Origin of the sequence: Streptomyces sp. NPDC091282, assembly GCF_044757385.1 — a bacterium.
Classification (GTDB): Bacteria; Actinomycetota; Actinomycetes; order Streptomycetales; family Streptomycetaceae; genus Streptomyces; species Streptomyces gramineus.
The window spans coordinates 539,618-555,364 of record NZ_JBIVUX010000003.1 but is presented as its reverse complement, the minus strand read 5'-3'; the positions used below and the strand labels follow the sequence as shown (position 1 = coordinate 555,364).

Sequence of the window (15,747 nt, the reverse complement as noted above, 5' to 3'; positions counted from 1 at the left end):
GCGCGCGGCGAGGGCTCAGCCGCCGCTGCCGTAGGGGCGGGTGAGGATTTCCAGGCGGTGGCCGTTGGGGTCGTCGAAGTAGGTGCCGCGGCCGCCGTCGTTGGTGTTGATCTCGCCGGGCCGGCTGTGGTGCGGGTCGGCCCAGTAGTCCAGGCCCGCGTCCCGGACGCGGCCGAAGATCTCGTCGAAGTCGTCCTCGGAGACCAGGAAGGCGTAGTGCTGCGGCGGGATCTCCCCGGGGCTCTCCATGTAGTCGAGGGTCACGCCGTTGGGCAGCGCCACCGGGACGAACGGGCCGTACTCCGGGCTGACGCGGAGACCGAGGATGTCGGCCAGGAACCTCGCCGACGCGTGGGTGTCGTGTGCGGCGACGATGGTGTGGTTCAGGTTCACGGTCATCGTGGGACCTCCTCCTCTCCAACGTACTCCCGACAGCAGCTAAGGTAAGCCTTGCCTTACTAAACGATGGCTCGTCCTGCCGACGGCCGCCGACCCGGCGGCCCGCACCCTGGTGCCTCCGCTGGAGATCCCGGTGGGTGCGCACCTCCCTGGTCGGCGGCCCCTGTCTGCTCCGGCTGCTCGGCCGGGGGCAGCGGCGGTGACTCAGATGGTCGCCGTGTCGATCACGAAGCGGTAGCGGACGTCGCTGTTGACGACCCGCTCGTACGCCTCGTTGATCTGGTTCGCGTCGATCAGTTCGATCTCCGCGCCCAGCTGGTGCTCGGCGCAGAAGTCCAGCATCTCCTGGGTCTCCTGGATGCCGCCGATGCCGGAGCTGCTGAGGGAGCGGCGGTTACCGAAGACGGAGGAGAGCAGGATGTGCACCGGCTCCTCCGGGATGCCGACGTTCACCATCGCGCCGTCGGTGCGCAGCAGCGACAGGTAGGCGTCGAAGTCGAGCGGCGCCGACACCGTGTTCAGGATGATGTCGAACGTGCCCTTGAGGTCCTCGAAGGTCTTCGGGTCGCTGGTCGCCCGGTAGTCGGTGGCGCCCAGCTTCAGGCCGTCGTCCTTCTTGCGCAGCGACTGGGACAGGACGGTGACCTCCGCGCCGAGAGCGGCGGCGATCTTGACGCCCATGTGCCCGAGACCGCCGAGCCCCACCACGGCGACCTTCTTGCCGGGACCGGCGTTCCAGTGCTTCAGCGGCGAGTAGGTGGTGATGCCGGCGCACAGCAGCGGGGCGGCGACGTCGAGGGAGAGGCCGTCCGGGATGCGGACGACGTAGTTCTCGTCGACGACGACCTTCTGCGAGTAGCCGCCGTAGGTCGGCTGCCCGTCCTTGCCGACGCCGTTGTAGGTGAAGGTCGGGCCGCCGCCGGTGCAGTACTGCTCGAGACCGGCCTTGCAGTTGTCGCACTCGCGGCAGGAGTCGACCATGCAGCCGACGCCCACGCGGTCCCCCACCGCGTAGCGGGTGACACCCGGGCCGACCTCGGAGACGACGCCCGCGATCTCGTGACCGGGCACCATCGGGAAGATCGCCGTACCCCAGCCCTCGCGGGCCTGGTGGATGTCGGAGTGACAGATACCGGCGAACTCGATGTCGATGAGGACGTCGAATTCGCCGACCGCGCGCCGCTCGATCGTGGTCCGCTCCAGCGGGGCCTTCGCGGCGGGCGCGGCGTAAGCAGCAACAGTGGTCATGAGGGGGGTTCTCCTAGGGGTGTGGTCGTGTCCGGTCACCTTCTTCCCCGGGCACGCATCCAGCCTCCTCCACGCTACGTCCGCCACCCAGCCCCCGCCTCTGCGTACGTCCGCCGTGCCTACCACTGGCGGGGTCAGGTTCGCGTGCGTACGACCGTGAATACTGGACGTATGGAAGAGCAGTCCCCGACCTCCCCCGCCTCCCCGCCCCTGGACCGGCGTGCCGAGCTGAGCGAGTTCCTGCGCACCCGGCGGGCCCGGCTGCTCCCCGGCGACGTGGGGCTGCCGGACTTCGGGCGGCACCGCAGGGTGCCGGGGCTGCGGCGCGAGGAGCTGGCGCAGCTGGCCGGGGTGTCGGTGGCGTACTACACGCGCCTGGAGCAGGGCAACGGGCGGAACGTGTCGGCGGAGGTGCTGGACGCGATCGCGCGGGCGCTGCGGCTCACCGACGCCGAGCACGCGCACCTCATGCACCTCGCCAAGGGCAAGCAGCACAAGAAGAGGACGTCGGCGCGGCCGCAGCAGGTGCGGCCGGCGCTGGGGCAGCTGCTGGAGGCGATGGAGGGCGTGCCGGCGTACATCAGCGGGCGCCGCTCGGACATCCTGGCGTGGAACGGGATGGCGGCCGCGGTCTTCGGGGACTGGTCGGAGCTGCCGGCCGCGGAGCGCAACTGGGCGCGGCTGGTGTTCCTGCGGCCCGAGTACCGGGATCTCTTCGTCGAGTGGGAGCAGAAGGCGATCGACATCGTCTGTCTGCTGCGCATGGACGCGGGCTGTTTCCCCGACGACACCCGGCTCTCGGCGCTGGTCGGCGAGCTGTCGGTGAAGAGCGAGGAGTTCCGGCGGCTGTGGGCGACGCACGACGTCAAGGAGAAGAGCCACGGCCTGAAGCGCCTGCACCATCCGCTGGTGGGTGAGCTGTCCCTCAGCTACGAGTCGTTCCGGATGCCGGACGACCCGGACCAGTCACTGGTCACGTATCACGCGGAGCCGGGCTCCGCGTCGGCTCAGGCGCTGCGGCTGCTGGCCAGCTGGGGCACGGACGCGACCCGCGTCGCCGCGCCCTGAGCCGGCCCCCGAGGCGCGGAACGGCCCGCCGGAAGCATGGCTTCCGGCGGGCCGTTCGCCGTGCGGGGTGCTCAGCGGCCGCGGCTCACTTGGCGTAGTACGCGTTGTAGACCGAGAGCGTGGACTTGTTGCCCTTCTTGTCGGCGATCTTGGCGTGGAACGAGACGGCCTTGCCCTTGGCCGGGTTCTTGACGGTGATCCTGCCGTGGACGACCGTCAGCTTCTTCCAGGTCTTGCCGTAGTCGTACGACACGTAGACCGCGAGGGACTTCAGGTTGCGGCCGGCGGCGGCGCCCTCGACGGTGACCGGGAAGGAGACCGTCGAGCCCGCCGCGACACGGCTGTCCGAGCCGGTGGCGGCGCCGAAGCGGACGGTCGACGCCGGGAGCAGGACCGGGGCGGGGCCGGTCGCCTTCTTCGAGCGGAAGGTCCAGCTCGCGTCGATCCGGGTGGAGGCGGCGGCGACCTTGACCGAGCGGATGACCGAGGTGGTCAGCCGGTACTCGGCGTCGGCGGACGGCACGGTGAAGACGCCGTCGCCGAACAGCGGGTCCTTGTTGGAGCCCGCCTTGGCGCCGTTGCGGTACAGGGTGGTGTTCACCGACAGGAAGTCCGAGGAACCGGCGTGCCTGCCGCTGTCGGAGAACAGCGGGACGACGCCCGAGATCTGGTTCCCGTAGCGGTACAGGCCGAACTCGGCGGTCAGGTGCGGGCCGAAGACCGCCCTGTTGAAGGTGTTCCGGTAGCTCCGGCCGGCCTTGTAGGGCTGCGGGTCGCTCGTGTAGAAGGCGTCGGCGACCGGCAGCCCCTGGGCGTCGTGGCCGCTGAACTGGGCGAAGTCGAAGCCCCACCGGGCGCCGTCGACGGTGGAGACGTGGACGGTGCGGCTGCCGGGCAGCTTCTGCTCCGTGTAACCGCCCATCACCATGTCCTCGCCGACGATGCCCCACGGGCTGACCGCGCCGGTCTTGCCGGAGGCGGCGGCGCCGAGGCTGTTCACCACCGTGGCGAACTCGCCGGCCTTGAAGTGCCGGACCTTGTCGCCCTGGATCCTCTTGACCTGGGCGCTGGTGGCGACGTCGTACTCCTCGCCGGCGCCCTTGGTGAACTGGCCGCTCCAGGTCTGGAACAGACCGCTCGCGACCTCGCCGCCCAGCGGCGCCATCCGGATCTTGTCGAAGGTGTCGAGGCCGATTCCGAACCCGACGCCGACCGGGTCGTACATGTAGTCGATCGTCGCGAAGCCGGGCTTGGCCCGGGCGTCCGGCACCGTGATGTCGGCGGCCCTGGTGGTGCGGGCGTCGAGGGTGAGGGTGAGGTTCCTGGTGACGCTGAGCCTGGGCTGGACCAGCCAGTCGACACCGCCCTCGAAGGTGGTGAGGTCCTTGGCGATCAGGGCGTCGAGCAGGTACGTGCCCTTCGGCACCCGGATCGTGACGGTCCCGGAGGCGTCGGCGGGCACCGCGTAGTCCCGGCCCTCGCCGAGGCCCGAGGAGCCCACCAGGTCGGTGCTGTAGACACCGGCCGGGGTGCCGTCGCGCCCGATGTGCCTGAGGGTGACGCTGTACGACTGGACCTCACGCTGGACCGCGGCGGCCGTCCGGACGCTCTGGCCGTCGCCGGTGGCCGTGACGTAGGCCGAGTAGGCGCCGTCGAGGGTGCCGCCCAGCCGGGTGTCGACGGTGACGCCGACGGCGGCCGTGGAGCCGGCCGGGACGGTCACCTTGTCCGCGCCCAGCTTGAAGAAGCCGGCCGGGGCCGCCGCGCCCCGCGGGCCGGTGCCGCTCACCGAGAGGCCGAGGGTGACGTCCTTGGTGCCGAGGTTGCGGTAGGTGAGCTGCCGGGTGACCGGGGTGTCGTCGGAGTGCGGCCACTGCTGCACGCCGAAGTCGACCGACACCGGGTCGGCGACCACGGTCTGCTTGACGGCCCTGTCGACCTGGATCCGGCCCGCACCCTGCTCGAACGGCGTGTACCTGCCGCCCTTGGCGGAGCCGGTCAGCGCGGCCTTCAGCTGCTGGTAGCCCCAGTCCGGGTGCTCCTGCTTCAGGATCGCGGCGGCGCCGGCGACGTGCGGGGTCGCCATCGACGTGCCCGAGATGGTCAGGTAGCCGGGCGGGTTCTCGCCGACCTCCCGGTCGATGACGCTGCCCTTGGCGGCGGCCGCGGTGATGTCGACTCCGGGCGCGGTGACGTCCGGCTTGATGGTGCCCTCGGCGGTGGGTCCTGTGGAGGAGAAGTCGGCGAGCCGGTCGGCGCCGTCGACGGCGCCGACGGTGAGCGCGGCGGCCGCGCTGCCCGGTGAACCGACCGACTCGGGGCCCTCGTTGCCCGCGGCGATCGCGAACAGGATGCCCTTCTCGGCGGAGAGCTTGTTCACCTCGGCTTCCAGCGGGTCGATCTGCGGGGTGTCGTAGCCGCCCAGGCTGAGGTTGACGACGTCGGCGCCCTGGGCCGCGGCCCACTCCATGCCGGCCAGGATGCCGGAGTCGTCACCGGAGCCGGTGTCGTCCAGGACCTTGCCGTTGAGGATCTTCGCGCCGGGTGCGACGCCGGTGTACGTGCCGTGCGACCTGGCGCCGGTGCCGGCCGCGATGGACGCGACGTGCGTGCCGTGGCCGAAGTGGTCGAAGGCGTCGGCGGCGGCGGTGAAGTTCCTGGACCCGATCACCTGGTCCTTGAGGTCCGGGTGGGTCGTGTCGACACCGGTGTCCAGGACGGCGATCTTGACGCCCTTGCCGTTGTACCCGGCCGCCCACGCCTTGGGGGCGCCGATCTGCGGCACGGACTTGTCGAGGCTGGCCTTGCGGACGCCGTCGAGCCAGACGTGGGCGATGCCGGAGGCGGCCCTGTCCCCGTCGGTGACGGCGTCCCACAGCTCCGGCGCGTCCTTGACCGGGGTCTGCACGGCGTCGGCGTCGAGCGTGCGCAGGCTGTGCCGCAGGGTGCCGGCGTCGCGGACCTCGGCCCTCGCGGTGCCGGCGGCGCCCCGGTAGCCGACGATGACCTTCAGGCCGCCTCGCTGCGCCTTGCGGGTCGCGGCCTTGTCCAGCTCGGTGACGTCGAAGAGCCGCCGGTCCAGCGTGCCGGAGGCGACCAGCCGAAGGGCGTCACCGGGGACGACGAGGGTGTGCCCGCCGGCCTTGCGGATCTGGAAGGGTATGTGGTCGCGTCCCGCGGCCCGCTCCAGGCCGACGACCCGGCCCTTGGCGTCCAGGGTGATCCGGTCGCCGGTGATCAGGGTGACGTGGTGCCGGCCGGCGACCGAGGCCGCCGCGGCGGCGGCCGGGGCGCGCCCTTCCGGCTTCGCCGACGCCGGGCCGGTCATGCCCGCGGCGAGGGCGACGGCCGCCGCCGTGGCCACCGTGGCCGCGGCAGCCCTTCTCAGTTGTCTGCGCAAGACTCCCCCTGGAGACGGTGTCCCGGGCGAATTCCCCGTTCACCCGGCCGAGGGAAGCCTCGTACGCACGTACGCCGACCCCCCGGAACACGGAGTATGCCGGGGGGTGATCAGCGGGCTCAATAGATGAGAGACCGGTAAGAGAAGGGCCGCGGAAGTGTTACCCGCCGGGGCGGACACTGTTACGCAACTGCGCGGTCAGGCAAGGGAGTTCAGTGCTAGACGCCACCAGGTGACGCGCCTCACGCGCCCGCGTTCTCCTTGACGGTGATCTTGCCCTTGCGGATGGTGGCCAGGCGCGGGGCCTTCTTCGCGATCGCGGAGTCGTGGGTGACCATGATGAAGGTCAGCCCGTGCTCCTTCCACATGCGCTCCAGCACGTCCATGATCTCGTCGCGCATGCTCTCGTCGAGGTTGCCGGTGGGCTCGTCGGCGAGCAGCACCTTGGGCTGCTTGACGAGGGCCCGGGCGATGGCGACGCGCTGCTGCTGGCCGCCGGACATCTCGGAGGGCAGGTGCCCGAGGCGCTCGCCGAGGCCGACCGAGGTCAGCGCCTCGGCGGCCCGCTCGCGGCGCTCCTTCGCCTTGACGCCGAGCGGGACGAGGGCGGTCTCGACGTTCTCCTGCGCGGTGAGCGTCGGGATCAGGTTGAACGACTGGAACACGAAACCGATGTTCTCGCTGCGGACCCGGGTCAGCTTGGTCTCGGAGAGCCTGGCCAGGTCGGTGCCGTCCAGGACGACCTCGCCCGAGGTCGGCCGGTCCAGGCCGCCGAGCATCTGCAGGAGGGTGGACTTGCCGCCGCCGGTGGGGCCCTGGATGACCAGGCGGTCGCCGTCCGCGATGGTGAGGTCGACGCCGTCGAGGGCACGGACGGTGTCCTTGCCGCGGGAGTAGAGCTTGGTGACGTTTCTGAGTTCGTACATGGGGACTCCTGAGAGGGTTCGGGGTGGGGCGGTTCGGTAGCCGCCCCCGGCGCCGCGTGCGGACCGCTACTCGACGCGCCGCAGCGCGTCCGCGGGCCGCAGCCTCGACGCCCGCCAGCCGCCGAACGCGCCCGCGATCAGGCCGCCGGCCACCGCGAGGCCGACCGCCACCGCGATCGTCGTCACGCTGACCGGTGCCGTCAGGGCGACCTCCAGGGTCTTCGCGGTCTGGCGGCCGGGACCGCCGCCGAAGCCGCCGCCACCGCCGCCGAAGCCGCCACCGCCGCCGGGACCGCGGACCGCGCTGCCGCCACCGCCGCCGCCGCCGAGCGAGGCGTCCAGCGTCGGGCTTATCTCGGTGACGACGTAGGCGCCCGCGAGACCGAGCGCGATGCCGAGCGCGCCGCCGACCAGGCCGTTGACCATGGCCTCACCGATGACCTGCCCGGTGACCCGGCGGGACTTCCAGCCCAGCGCCTTCAGCGTGCCGAACTCGCGGACCCGGCGGGAGACCGCCGAGGAGGTCAGCAGACCGGCGACCAGGAACGCGGCCACGAGCACCGCGATGGACAGCCACTTGCCGACGTTGGTGGCGAGCGAGGACGCCGTGGACAGGGAGCCGGAGACGGTGTCCGCGAGGTCGGCGGACGTGGTGACCGTGGTACCCGAGACGTTCTTCTGGATGGTCGACTTGACGGCCGCGATCTGCTGGGAGTCGGTCGCCTTGACGTAGATCGTGGTGACCTTGTCCTTCTCGTCGGCCAGCGTCTGCGCCTGCTTCAGCGGCATGTACAGGTTGGCCGCCGCGTCACCGCTGTCGGCGGTCGCGATGCCGATGATCGTGTACTTGACCTTGTTGACGGTGACGGTCGAACCGACCTTGTACTTCTTCTCCTTGGCGAACGCCGAGTCCGCGACCAGCACCTTGGCGTCGGTCTCGGTCGTCTTGAAGGTACGGCCGCTGGTGATCTTCGACGAGGTCAGCGGGCCGATGTCCGTCCGGCTGACGTCGGTGCCGTAGACCGTGTACGAGTTGACGTCGAAGTTGGCGCCGCCGCCGCGGACCTCGCCCTGCGGCTGGCCGCTGCCGCCGCCGTTGCGGCCGAATCCGCCGCCGTTGCCGCCGGAACCCGGGTTCTGCTGGAACTGGCCGCGGGTGAACTGGCCGCTGATCTTCACCACGTTGAGGTTCAGGCCGCCGACCGCGGTCGCGACGCCCTTCTGGTCGCCGACCTTGGTGACGGTGGTGGAGGCGAGCGTGGTGAAGCCCTGCACCATGACGCGGTCGCTGCTCTGCGTGCCCGACGAGCCGTTGTTCTGCGCGTCGAAGTTGAAGCGGGGGCGCTGGGAGTCGCCCGTGGAGGCCGAGGCGGCCTTGGTGACGGTCATGTCCGTACCCAGGCCGTACAGCGACTGGAGGACCTTGTCCTGCGCCTTCCCCATGCCGTTGGACACGGAGTTGACCACGATGACCAGTGCGATGCCCAGCGCGAGGCCGGAGGCGACGACGAGAGCCGCCTTTCTGCGGCGGCGCAGTTCGCGCCTCAGGTAGGTGAAGAACATGACGGCAAGGTAGGGACGCACCGTGATGGCTCGATAAGGCCGAAATAAGAGAAGCATGAGAACGCTGTGGCCGGCGCAGGAAAAACCGATGCCGCCCCTGGGGGCGGCATCGGCGGTGCTGTGCGGCGGCTGTGCGTCAGACGGCCGAACCGGCCTTCCAGGCGGACCAGTCGAGGTTCCAGCCGTTGAGGCCGTTGTCCGGGGAGACGGTCTTGTCCCCGGTGTTGGAGATGACCACCACGTCACCGACGATCGAGTGGCTGTACATCCAGTAGGCCGGCGTGCTGGTGTCGTCGGCGCCCTTGGTGTCGGACAGGCCGACGCAGCCGTGGCTGGTGTTCACGGCACCGAAGATGGACTTCGCGCCCCAGTAGTTGCCGTGCAGGAAGGTGCCGGAGCTGGTGAGGCGGATGGCGTGCGGCACGTCCTTGATGTCGTACTCGCCCTTGCCGTCGCTGTCGGTGAAGCCCACGGTCGCGCCGTTCATGCGCGTCTCCTTGAACTTCTCGGACATCACCATGACGCCGTTGTACGTCTTGTTCTCGGGCGAACCCGCCGAGATCGGGATGGTCTTGATGGTCTTGCCGTCCTGGGTGATCCGCATCTCCTTCGTCTTGGCGTCGACGTAGGAGACCTGGTTGCGGCCGATGTGGAAGGTGACCGTCTTCTGCTGGACGCCGTAGACACCGGAGGCGCCCTGCACACCGTCGAGCGCCAGCTTCAGCGTGACGGTGGAGTTCTCCTTCCAGTAGTCGTCGGGACGGCAGTCCATGCGCTGGGTGGAGAACCAGTGGCAGGCGACCTCCTGGCCGCTGCTGGACGTGACCGTGATGCCCTTCTGGACGGCGGCCTTGTCGGTGATCTGCTTGTCGAAGTTGATCGAGACGGGCATTCCCACGCCGACGGTCGAGCCGTCCTCCGGCGTGAAGCTGCCTATGAAGCTGTTGGCCGGGGAGACCGTGGTGAAGGACGCGTTCTCGTGGGCGACCAGACCGGCGGAGTCCTTGGCCTCGGCGGCGACCTTGTAGGTGGTGGACCGCTCCAGCTGCGCGGAGGGCTTCCAGGTCGTCTTGTCGGCGGACAGGGCGCCCGCGACCGCGGTGCCGTCGGCGGTGGTCATGGTCACGCCGGTGAGCGTGCCCTTGCTCACGGTGACGGCGGCGGAGTTGTTGATGGACGCGTTGTCCGAGCCGTCCTTGGGTGTGATCGTGATGTCGGCCTTGGACGACTTCTTCGCCGCCGCCTGGTCCGACTGGGCCTGCGAGCTCTCGCCGCCGCCGGACGCCTTGTCGTCGCCGCCGGAACACGCCGTGAGCACCAGCACACCGCCGAGCAGTGCGGACGCGGCCATCAGGCCCTTGCGCCGCTTACTGTCCGTCATCACACGCTTCTCCATCGTTGCCGAGTACGCGAACACACCGGGAGTCCCCGTCAAGAACCTTCAACGCTACGGCCGCTTGATCCCGTTCCACATGCCGGGGAGGTGTGGGGCACACCACGTCCGCCGGGGCGGGCGGTGCGGCGGGGGCCGGTCCGTGCACTGCCAGGACGACGAGACCCCGGACGGCGGTCGCCGTCCGGGGTCACTGGTTCCCCGGAACGCTCAGCCGATGCGGTCCTCTTCGTCGTCGTCCTCGCCATCATCCCCGTCGAGGTCCCAGTCCGGTGAATCAGGGTCGTAGGAAACGTACTCGCTGGACCAGGAGGCCTGCTGGAGTTCGACGCCGGGCACCTCGCCGACCAGGTCGAACGGGTCGACGAGGTAGGCGAGGGCCTCGGCGGTGTCCTCCGTCACAGCGGTCTCGGCGTGCGCACGCTCCTCGCCGGGCAGCTCGGGATCCTCGGCGATCCGCCGCAGTGCGGTCTTCGTGATCTCGTCGGCGTCCTCGACCTCGAGGACCAGCTCCACGCGAAGGCGCACAAAACGTGATGTCTCTGGAGTGCTCATGCCGGGAGCGTACGGCCGAAACCTCCCGTGACTTTCCCGTGACCCGCGATTTTCACTAACATCGCCTCACACGGCCAATTCGCCAGCGCCACAAGGGGATCGATATTCCGTGTCATCCGCTCGCCGCCCGTTGCTGACCGCCACCGCCGCAGGCACCCTCCTGTGCGCGCTGTGGTTCGTCCCGTCCGCCAACGCGTCGCAGAACACCCCGGCGAGAACCGGCACGTCGGAGGGGACGACGGCGCAGGTCACCCAGCAGGCCCGGGCGCTGACCGAGGCGACCGGGGACACCGGGCAACTCGCCGACACCGGAAGCCCGGACACCACGCCGTACGTCGTCGGCGGCACCCTCTTCCTCGCCGTCGGCGCCGGGTTCGTGGTGTATTCGGTGCGCCGGGAACGGCTGGAATTTTAAACACTTGACCGGTCCTTGACCCAGGGCCGACAGTCCTGTCATGAAGAGATCATCGGGCGGGCCGATGTGCGCCCTCGCCGTCGGCGGCGCGCTGTCCCTCGCCCTCATCACGGGCTGCTCCGACGGGAGTTCGAAGGACCCGGCCACGTCCGCCGGTCCCGCCGCCGCCGTCAAGGCGCTGAGCGCCGCGGAGTTGAAGCAGCGGATCCTCGCGCAGGGCGAGGTGGACGGCTACAAGGTCAACGCCGTCGGGGCGGCCGGGCCGACCCGGAGCCGGATCAAGACGAGCGAGGAGAAGTGCCGTCCGCTGGCCTACGTCCTCACCGGCCTCGCACCGGCCGACGCGGCGGCGGAGATCGGCCGCACGGTCCGCGAGGACAAGAAGGACCCGACCGACGACGCGACCTCGCTCGACGACATGGCCGACGGGAAGTTCGAGGCCGCGATCAAGGACTCGCTGGACCTGGACATCACGTCCCTGGACCTGTCGTCGTACGACGGGAACGGCGCGCGGCAGGCCATGAAGGACCTCTCGGCGGCCGTCGAGGACTGCGCGGCCGGCTTCACCGGCGGCTCCGCCGGCGACGAGCAGAAGGTCACGAAGGTCACGGCGACCGAGCCCACCGGCATCGGTGACGAAGCGGTCGCGTTCACCGCGGTCACCGACATGGACGGCGACAAGGGCCCGCTGCACGTGGAGGTGGTGCGGCACGGCAACACGCTCGCGACGTACTTCTCGATGAACATCGGCGCGATGATGTCCGGCAAGCCCTATACGGTCCCGGCCCCGGTCATCAAGGCCCAGTCGGCGAAGCTGAAGTGACGCGGGGAACCGCGCGACCAGCCTCCGCGCGCCCGTACCAGGCGGTCTAGCGCAGTGGCCCGGTCACCTTCTCGGCCGCCGCCACCAGTGCCCCGCCGCGCACGAACTCCTCCGCCGCGGCGAGGTCGGGAGCCAGGAACCGGTCGGGTCCGGGCCCCCGCACCCCGGCGGCGCGCGCCGCCTCGATCACGGCGGCGGAGGCCGGCGCAGGGGTCAGCCCTTCGCGCAGCTCGACGCCCCGGGACGCCGCGTACAGCTCGACGGCGATGATCCGCGCCAGGTTGCCCACGGCGGTCCGCAGCTTGCGCGCCGCCGACCAGCCCATGGAGACGTGGTCCTCCTGCATCGCGGAGGAGGGGATCGAGTCGGCCGACGCCGGGACGGCGAGCCGCTTCAGCTCGCTGACCAGCGCCGCCTGCGTGTACTGGGCGATCATCAGGCCGGAGTCGACGCCGGCGTCGTCCGCCAGGAACGGCGGCAGTCCGTGGCTGCGGTTCTTGTCCAGCAGCCGGTCGGTGCGCCGCTCGGCGATGGACCCGAGGTCGGCGACCGCGATGGCGAGGAAGTCGAGGACGTAGGCGACCGGCGCGCCGTGGAAGTTGCCGTTGGACTCGACCCGCCCGTCGGGGAGGACCACGGGGTTGTCGACGGCCGCGGCCAGCTCCCGTTCGGCGACCAGGCGCGCGTGCGCGAGCGTGTCCCTCCCGGCGCCTGCGACCTGCGGGGCGCACCGCACCGAGTAGGCGTCCTGGACGCGCGGCGCGTCGTCCTGGTGGTGCCCGGTGAGCTGGGAGCCCTTGAGCACGGCGAGCATGTTGGCGGCGCTGTCGCCCTGGCCGGGGTGCGGGCGGATCGCGTGCAGCTCGGGGGCCAGCACCTTGTCCGTGCCGAGCAGCGCCTCCAGGCTCAGCGCGGCGGTGACGTCGGCGGACTTGTACAGCATGTCCAGGTCGGCGAGGGCCATGACCAGCATGCCGAGCATGCCGTCGGTGCCGTTGAGGAGCGCGAGGCCTTCCTTCTCGCGCAGTTCGACGGGCGCGATGCCGTGCGCGGCGAGCAGCTCGCCGGCGGGGCGGACGACGCCGTCCGGGCCCTCCGCGTCGCCCTCGCCCATCAGCGTGAGCGCGCAGTGGGACAGCGGGGCCAGGTCGCCGGAGCAGCCGAGGGAGCCGTACTCGTGCACGACCGGGGTGATGCCGGCGTTCAGCACGTCGGCCATGGTCCGAGCGACCTCGGGGCGCACACCGGTGTGTCCGGAGCAGAGGGTCTTCAGCCGCAGGAACATCAGGGCCCGTACGACCTCGCGTTCCACCCGCGGGCCCATGCCGGCGGCGTGCGAGCGCACGATGTTGCGCTGCAGCTGGGCGCGGAGCTCCGGGCTGATGTGCCGGCTCGCGAGCGCGCCGAAGCCGGTGCTGACGCCGTAGACCGGCTCGGGCTTGGCCGCCAGCGCGTCCACGATCTCGCGGGCCGCCGCGAGTGCCGCGACCGCCTCCGCCGACAGTTCGACGCGGGCGCCGCCGCGTGCCACGGCGAGAACGTCGGACGCGGTGACGCCGGACGTCCCCACCACCACAGTGTGCATATCCATATTCAGGAGCGTACGCAGTGAAAGCGGCAGCTGTCACTAGTGGAGTACGGGGTTGCCCCTTACGTCCTCGTCACGTCGAGGTCACGGCCGTACGGGCGCGGCCGTACCGTCACCGCCGCGCTCACGGCCGGCGGCCCCGGAAGCTGCGCCGCTCGGCGTGTTCCGGCGGCGGCGCGTCGGCCAGCCGCAGGACCGGGTCGTCCGGGCCCTCCCGTCCGGCCACCACCGGCCGGTCCGCGCGCAGCGCCTTGGCACGGTACTGCGCGGCGTCGGCGAGCCGGAACAGGCGGCGGGCCGAGCGCACCGGCCCGATCGGGTCCGCGGTGGAGGCCACCCCGCACGCCACGCCCTCCCCCAGTTCCAGCCGCCCGGCCCGGCGGCAGAGCTGGCCGGCCGCCTCGACCACGTCGTCGGCCGGCGGACCGACCGCCAGCAGGCAGAACTCGTCGCCGCCGAGGCGTGCGGCGAGGGCGCCGGGGAGCATCGCCCCGCACAGCGACAGGACCGAGCCGAACCGTTCGAGGAGACGGTCGCCGACGGCGTGACCCTGGGTGTCGTTGACCCGCTTGAGGCCGTTCAGGTCGCAGACGACGAGGCTGACCACGGTGCCGTCCGCGCGGTGCCGGTCGATCGCCTCGTCCAGGTGGGCGTCCACGGCCCGGCGGTTGGCGAGCCCGGTGAGCGCGTCGGTGAACGCCAGCCGCCGGGCCTCCTCCAGCCGCTCGGTCTGGGCGATGCCGGCGGCGACGACGGAGGCCAGCACGGTGGCGAAGTCGGCGTCGCCGCGGGCGAAGACGGGAGCCCGGACGGCGCGGGCTATGTACAGCTCGCCCCAGGCCCTGCCGTGCAGCAGCACCGGCGCGACCAGGCAGCAGCCGCGGCCCCTGCGGCGCAGGGCGTCGACCCGCCGGTGCGAGTAGCCGGGGCGGCCGGCGGCGGTGCCCTCGGCCGTCTCCACCCAGGCGTTGGGGCCGCCGCCGCCCGCCCAGCGCTCGTGCAGGAACTCGGTGATCTCCGGGAACTGGTGCACCGGGTAGGCCTCGGCCTCCGGGAACTCCTCCTCGTCGGGGGCGCGCCGCCCGACGTTCACGAGGACCCGCAGCCGGCCCAGGTCGCGCTCCCAGACGGAGAGCGCGGCGAAACTGCCGTCCAGGGCCCGGCACGCACCGGCCGCGGCGGCGTGCCAGCACTCCTGAGGGGTGTGCGCCGCAGCCATGCCCTGGGCCAGCGCCACGACGGCGGCGAGCCGGATGTCCTCACCCATTACTCCAGGTTAGGGAGGATTTAACGCATTCGGGACGTTGGTGCGGCGAACAGGTGTCGCAGCGGGCCGCCCCGACGCGGGCCGCGGCCGGGCACGGACGCCCGCCTCACTCACCCGGCCACTGCGGCCTGCGCTTCTCGTTGAAGGCCGCGACACCCTCCGCTCGGTCCCCCGAGAAGGCCACCGACCGCCAGGCGGCGTCCTCGACCTCCAGGCCCGCCCGCAGGTCCAGCCCCTGCCCGAGCCGCAGCGCCCGCTTCGCCGCCCGCAGGCCCACCGGCGAGTTCGCCGCCATCCGGGCCGCCAGCGCCAGGGCCTCCTCCCGGTCCCGGCCGTCCGCCACCAGCCGGTCGACCAGGCCCAGCTCGTGCGCCTCCGGCGCCTCCACCCGGCGGGCCGAGAAGATCAGCTCGGCCGCACGGGCCGCGCCGACCCGGCGGGGCAGCAGCTGGGTGCCGCCGCCGCCCGGGATCACGCCCACCGACACCTCGGGCAGGCCCACCACGGCCGTGCCGTCGGCCACGATCACGTCGCAGGACAGCGCCAGCTCGAAGCCGCCGCCGAGCGCGTAGCCGTGCACGGCGGCGACGGTCGGCATCGGCAGCTCCAGCACGCCGGTGTACGCGCCGCGCGACAGCGGCCGGGCCCGGACCAGCTCCGCGTCGGTCATGGAGTTGCGCTCCTTGAGGTCGGCGCCGACGCAGAACGCCCGCTCGTGCGAGGAGGTCAGCACCACCACCCGGGCCTCCCGGTCGGCGCCCAGCGCGGCGCACGCGGTCACGATCGAGCGGGCCATCTCCGCCGACACCGCGTTCATCGCCTTGGGCCGGTCCAGCACCAGCTCCGCGACCTGGCCGTGCCGTCGTACCAGCACGAACTCCCCGTAGCGCTCCTCGCTCACGACACATCCTCCGGTTAACGCGGGTTAACAGCCTGGGTCCGATCATCGCAGTCGAGCCGCGAACGGGAAAGAGCGGCCGTCCGGTTCCCGTACCGAGGCCCGGCAACCCGTTCGAGTGACATCCCGCCCAACTCCCACCGCACCGCCCAGGGGAGCGCATAACGTGCGCTCGCCACGGCGCATCGGGGGCGCGAGCGCAGC

General features: G+C 71.4%; 13 protein-coding genes. 3 read left to right on the top strand and 10 right to left on the bottom strand.

The window, feature by feature from the left end; translation table 11 throughout:
* Window positions 1-15 precede the first annotated feature (15 nt).
* Together ACIQOE_RS16425 and ACIQOE_RS16420 are read right to left on the bottom strand one after the other, a co-directional pair.
* Window positions 16-399: a VOC family protein gene (locus tag ACIQOE_RS16425; protein WP_351318645.1), complete on the bottom strand. Its 384-nt coding sequence runs from the start codon at window positions 397-399 to the stop codon at window positions 16-18.
* Window positions 400-603: 204 nt separating this feature from the next.
* Window positions 604-1,647, bottom strand: a complete 1,044-nt coding sequence (locus tag ACIQOE_RS16420) for an NAD(P)-dependent alcohol dehydrogenase (protein WP_399012350.1) — start codon at window positions 1,645-1,647, stop codon at window positions 604-606.
* Between the two features lie 171 nt (window positions 1,648-1,818).
* On the opposite strand from ACIQOE_RS16420, the gene ACIQOE_RS16415 reads away from it, so the two are divergent.
* A complete protein-coding gene (locus tag ACIQOE_RS16415) occupies window positions 1,819-2,715 on the top strand; it encodes a helix-turn-helix transcriptional regulator (protein WP_365563396.1) in 897 nt (298 codons plus the stop codon).
* Window positions 2,716-2,800: 85 nt separating this feature from the next.
* On the opposite strand, the gene ACIQOE_RS16410 is transcribed toward ACIQOE_RS16415, so the two are convergent.
* The 5 genes from ACIQOE_RS16410 to ACIQOE_RS16390 form a co-directional block, all read right to left on the bottom strand.
* Window positions 2,801-6,115: a S8 family peptidase gene (locus ACIQOE_RS16410; RefSeq protein ID WP_401412042.1), complete on the bottom strand. Its 3,315-nt coding sequence runs from the start codon at window positions 6,113-6,115 to the stop codon at window positions 2,801-2,803.
* A 242-nt stretch (window positions 6,116-6,357) separates the two neighbouring features.
* Complete coding sequence (locus ACIQOE_RS16405; protein ID WP_362643944.1) at window positions 6,358-7,041, bottom strand: ABC transporter ATP-binding protein; 684 nt, start codon at window positions 7,039-7,041, stop codon at window positions 6,358-6,360.
* Between the two features lie 66 nt (window positions 7,042-7,107).
* Window positions 7,108-8,604 carry an ABC transporter permease gene (locus ACIQOE_RS16400; protein WP_401412040.1) on the bottom strand — a complete coding sequence of 499 codons (1,497 nt, stop codon included), beginning with the start codon at window positions 8,602-8,604 and terminating at the stop codon, window positions 7,108-7,110.
* 136 nt (window positions 8,605-8,740) lie between these two features.
* Window positions 8,741-9,985: an Ig-like domain-containing protein gene (locus ACIQOE_RS16395; protein ID WP_351318634.1), complete on the bottom strand. Its 1,245-nt coding sequence runs from the start codon at window positions 9,983-9,985 to the stop codon at window positions 8,741-8,743.
* A gap of 222 nt (window positions 9,986-10,207) precedes the next feature.
* A complete protein-coding gene (locus tag ACIQOE_RS16390) occupies window positions 10,208-10,552 on the bottom strand; it encodes a hypothetical protein (RefSeq protein WP_351318632.1) in 345 nt (114 codons plus the stop codon).
* A 109-nt stretch (window positions 10,553-10,661) separates the two neighbouring features.
* Here ACIQOE_RS16390 and ACIQOE_RS16385 point away from each other — a divergent pair, with 109 nt between their 5' ends.
* Together ACIQOE_RS16385 and ACIQOE_RS16380 are read left to right on the top strand one after the other, a co-directional pair.
* Window positions 10,662-10,967 carry an LAETG motif-containing sortase-dependent surface protein gene (locus tag ACIQOE_RS16385; RefSeq protein WP_351318630.1) on the top strand — a complete coding sequence of 102 codons (306 nt, stop codon included), beginning with the start codon at window positions 10,662-10,664 and terminating at the stop codon, window positions 10,965-10,967.
* Between the two features lie 40 nt (window positions 10,968-11,007).
* A complete protein-coding gene (locus ACIQOE_RS16380; protein ID WP_401412036.1) occupies window positions 11,008-11,790 on the top strand; it encodes a hypothetical protein in 783 nt (260 codons plus the stop codon).
* 46 nt (window positions 11,791-11,836) lie between these two features.
* Here ACIQOE_RS16380 and hutH read toward each other — a convergent pair whose 3' ends face one another.
* From hutH to ACIQOE_RS16365, 3 genes are all read right to left on the bottom strand, one after another.
* The gene (gene hutH / locus ACIQOE_RS16375) at window positions 11,837-13,375 is read right to left on the bottom strand and encodes a histidine ammonia-lyase (protein ID WP_399012465.1); all 1,539 of its coding nucleotides are present in this window, start codon (window positions 13,373-13,375) and stop codon (window positions 11,837-11,839) included.
* Between the two features lie 127 nt (window positions 13,376-13,502).
* The gene (locus ACIQOE_RS16370) at window positions 13,503-14,645 is read right to left on the bottom strand and encodes a diguanylate cyclase domain-containing protein (RefSeq protein WP_401412034.1); all 1,143 of its coding nucleotides are present in this window, start codon (window positions 14,643-14,645) and stop codon (window positions 13,503-13,505) included.
* Window positions 14,646-14,751: 106 nt separating this feature from the next.
* Window positions 14,752-15,546: an enoyl-CoA hydratase-related protein gene (locus ACIQOE_RS16365; RefSeq protein WP_365565620.1), complete on the bottom strand. Its 795-nt coding sequence runs from the start codon at window positions 15,544-15,546 to the stop codon at window positions 14,752-14,754.
* Between the last annotated feature and the right edge of the window lie 201 nt (window positions 15,547-15,747).

Excerpts from the sequence above, each read along its gene's own strand:
- ACIQOE_RS16425 (WP_351318645.1), bottom strand. The coding sequence starts at position 399 with ATGACCGTGAACCTGAACCACACCATCGTCGCCGCACACGACACCCAC.
- ACIQOE_RS16420 (WP_399012350.1), bottom strand. The coding sequence starts at position 1,647 with ATGACCACTGTTGCTGCTTACGCCGCGCCCGCCGCGAAGGCCCCGCTG.
- ACIQOE_RS16415 (WP_365563396.1), top strand. The coding sequence starts at position 1,819 with ATGGAAGAGCAGTCCCCGACCTCCCCCGCCTCCCCGCCCCTGGACCGG.
- ACIQOE_RS16405 (WP_362643944.1), bottom strand. The coding sequence starts at position 7,041 with ATGTACGAACTCAGAAACGTCACCAAGCTCTACTCCCGCGGCAAGGAC.
- ACIQOE_RS16400 (WP_401412040.1), bottom strand. The coding sequence starts at position 8,604 with ATGTTCTTCACCTACCTGAGGCGCGAACTGCGCCGCCGCAGAAAGGCG.
- ACIQOE_RS16395 (WP_351318634.1), bottom strand. The coding sequence starts at position 9,985 with ATGACGGACAGTAAGCGGCGCAAGGGCCTGATGGCCGCGTCCGCACTG.
- ACIQOE_RS16390 (WP_351318632.1), bottom strand. The coding sequence starts at position 10,552 with ATGAGCACTCCAGAGACATCACGTTTTGTGCGCCTTCGCGTGGAGCTG.
- ACIQOE_RS16380 (WP_401412036.1), top strand. The coding sequence starts at position 11,008 with ATGAAGAGATCATCGGGCGGGCCGATGTGCGCCCTCGCCGTCGGCGGC.
- hutH (WP_399012465.1), bottom strand. The coding sequence starts at position 13,375 with ATGCACACTGTGGTGGTGGGGACGTCCGGCGTCACCGCGTCCGACGTT.
- ACIQOE_RS16370 (WP_401412034.1), bottom strand. The coding sequence starts at position 14,645 with ATGGGTGAGGACATCCGGCTCGCCGCCGTCGTGGCGCTGGCCCAGGGC.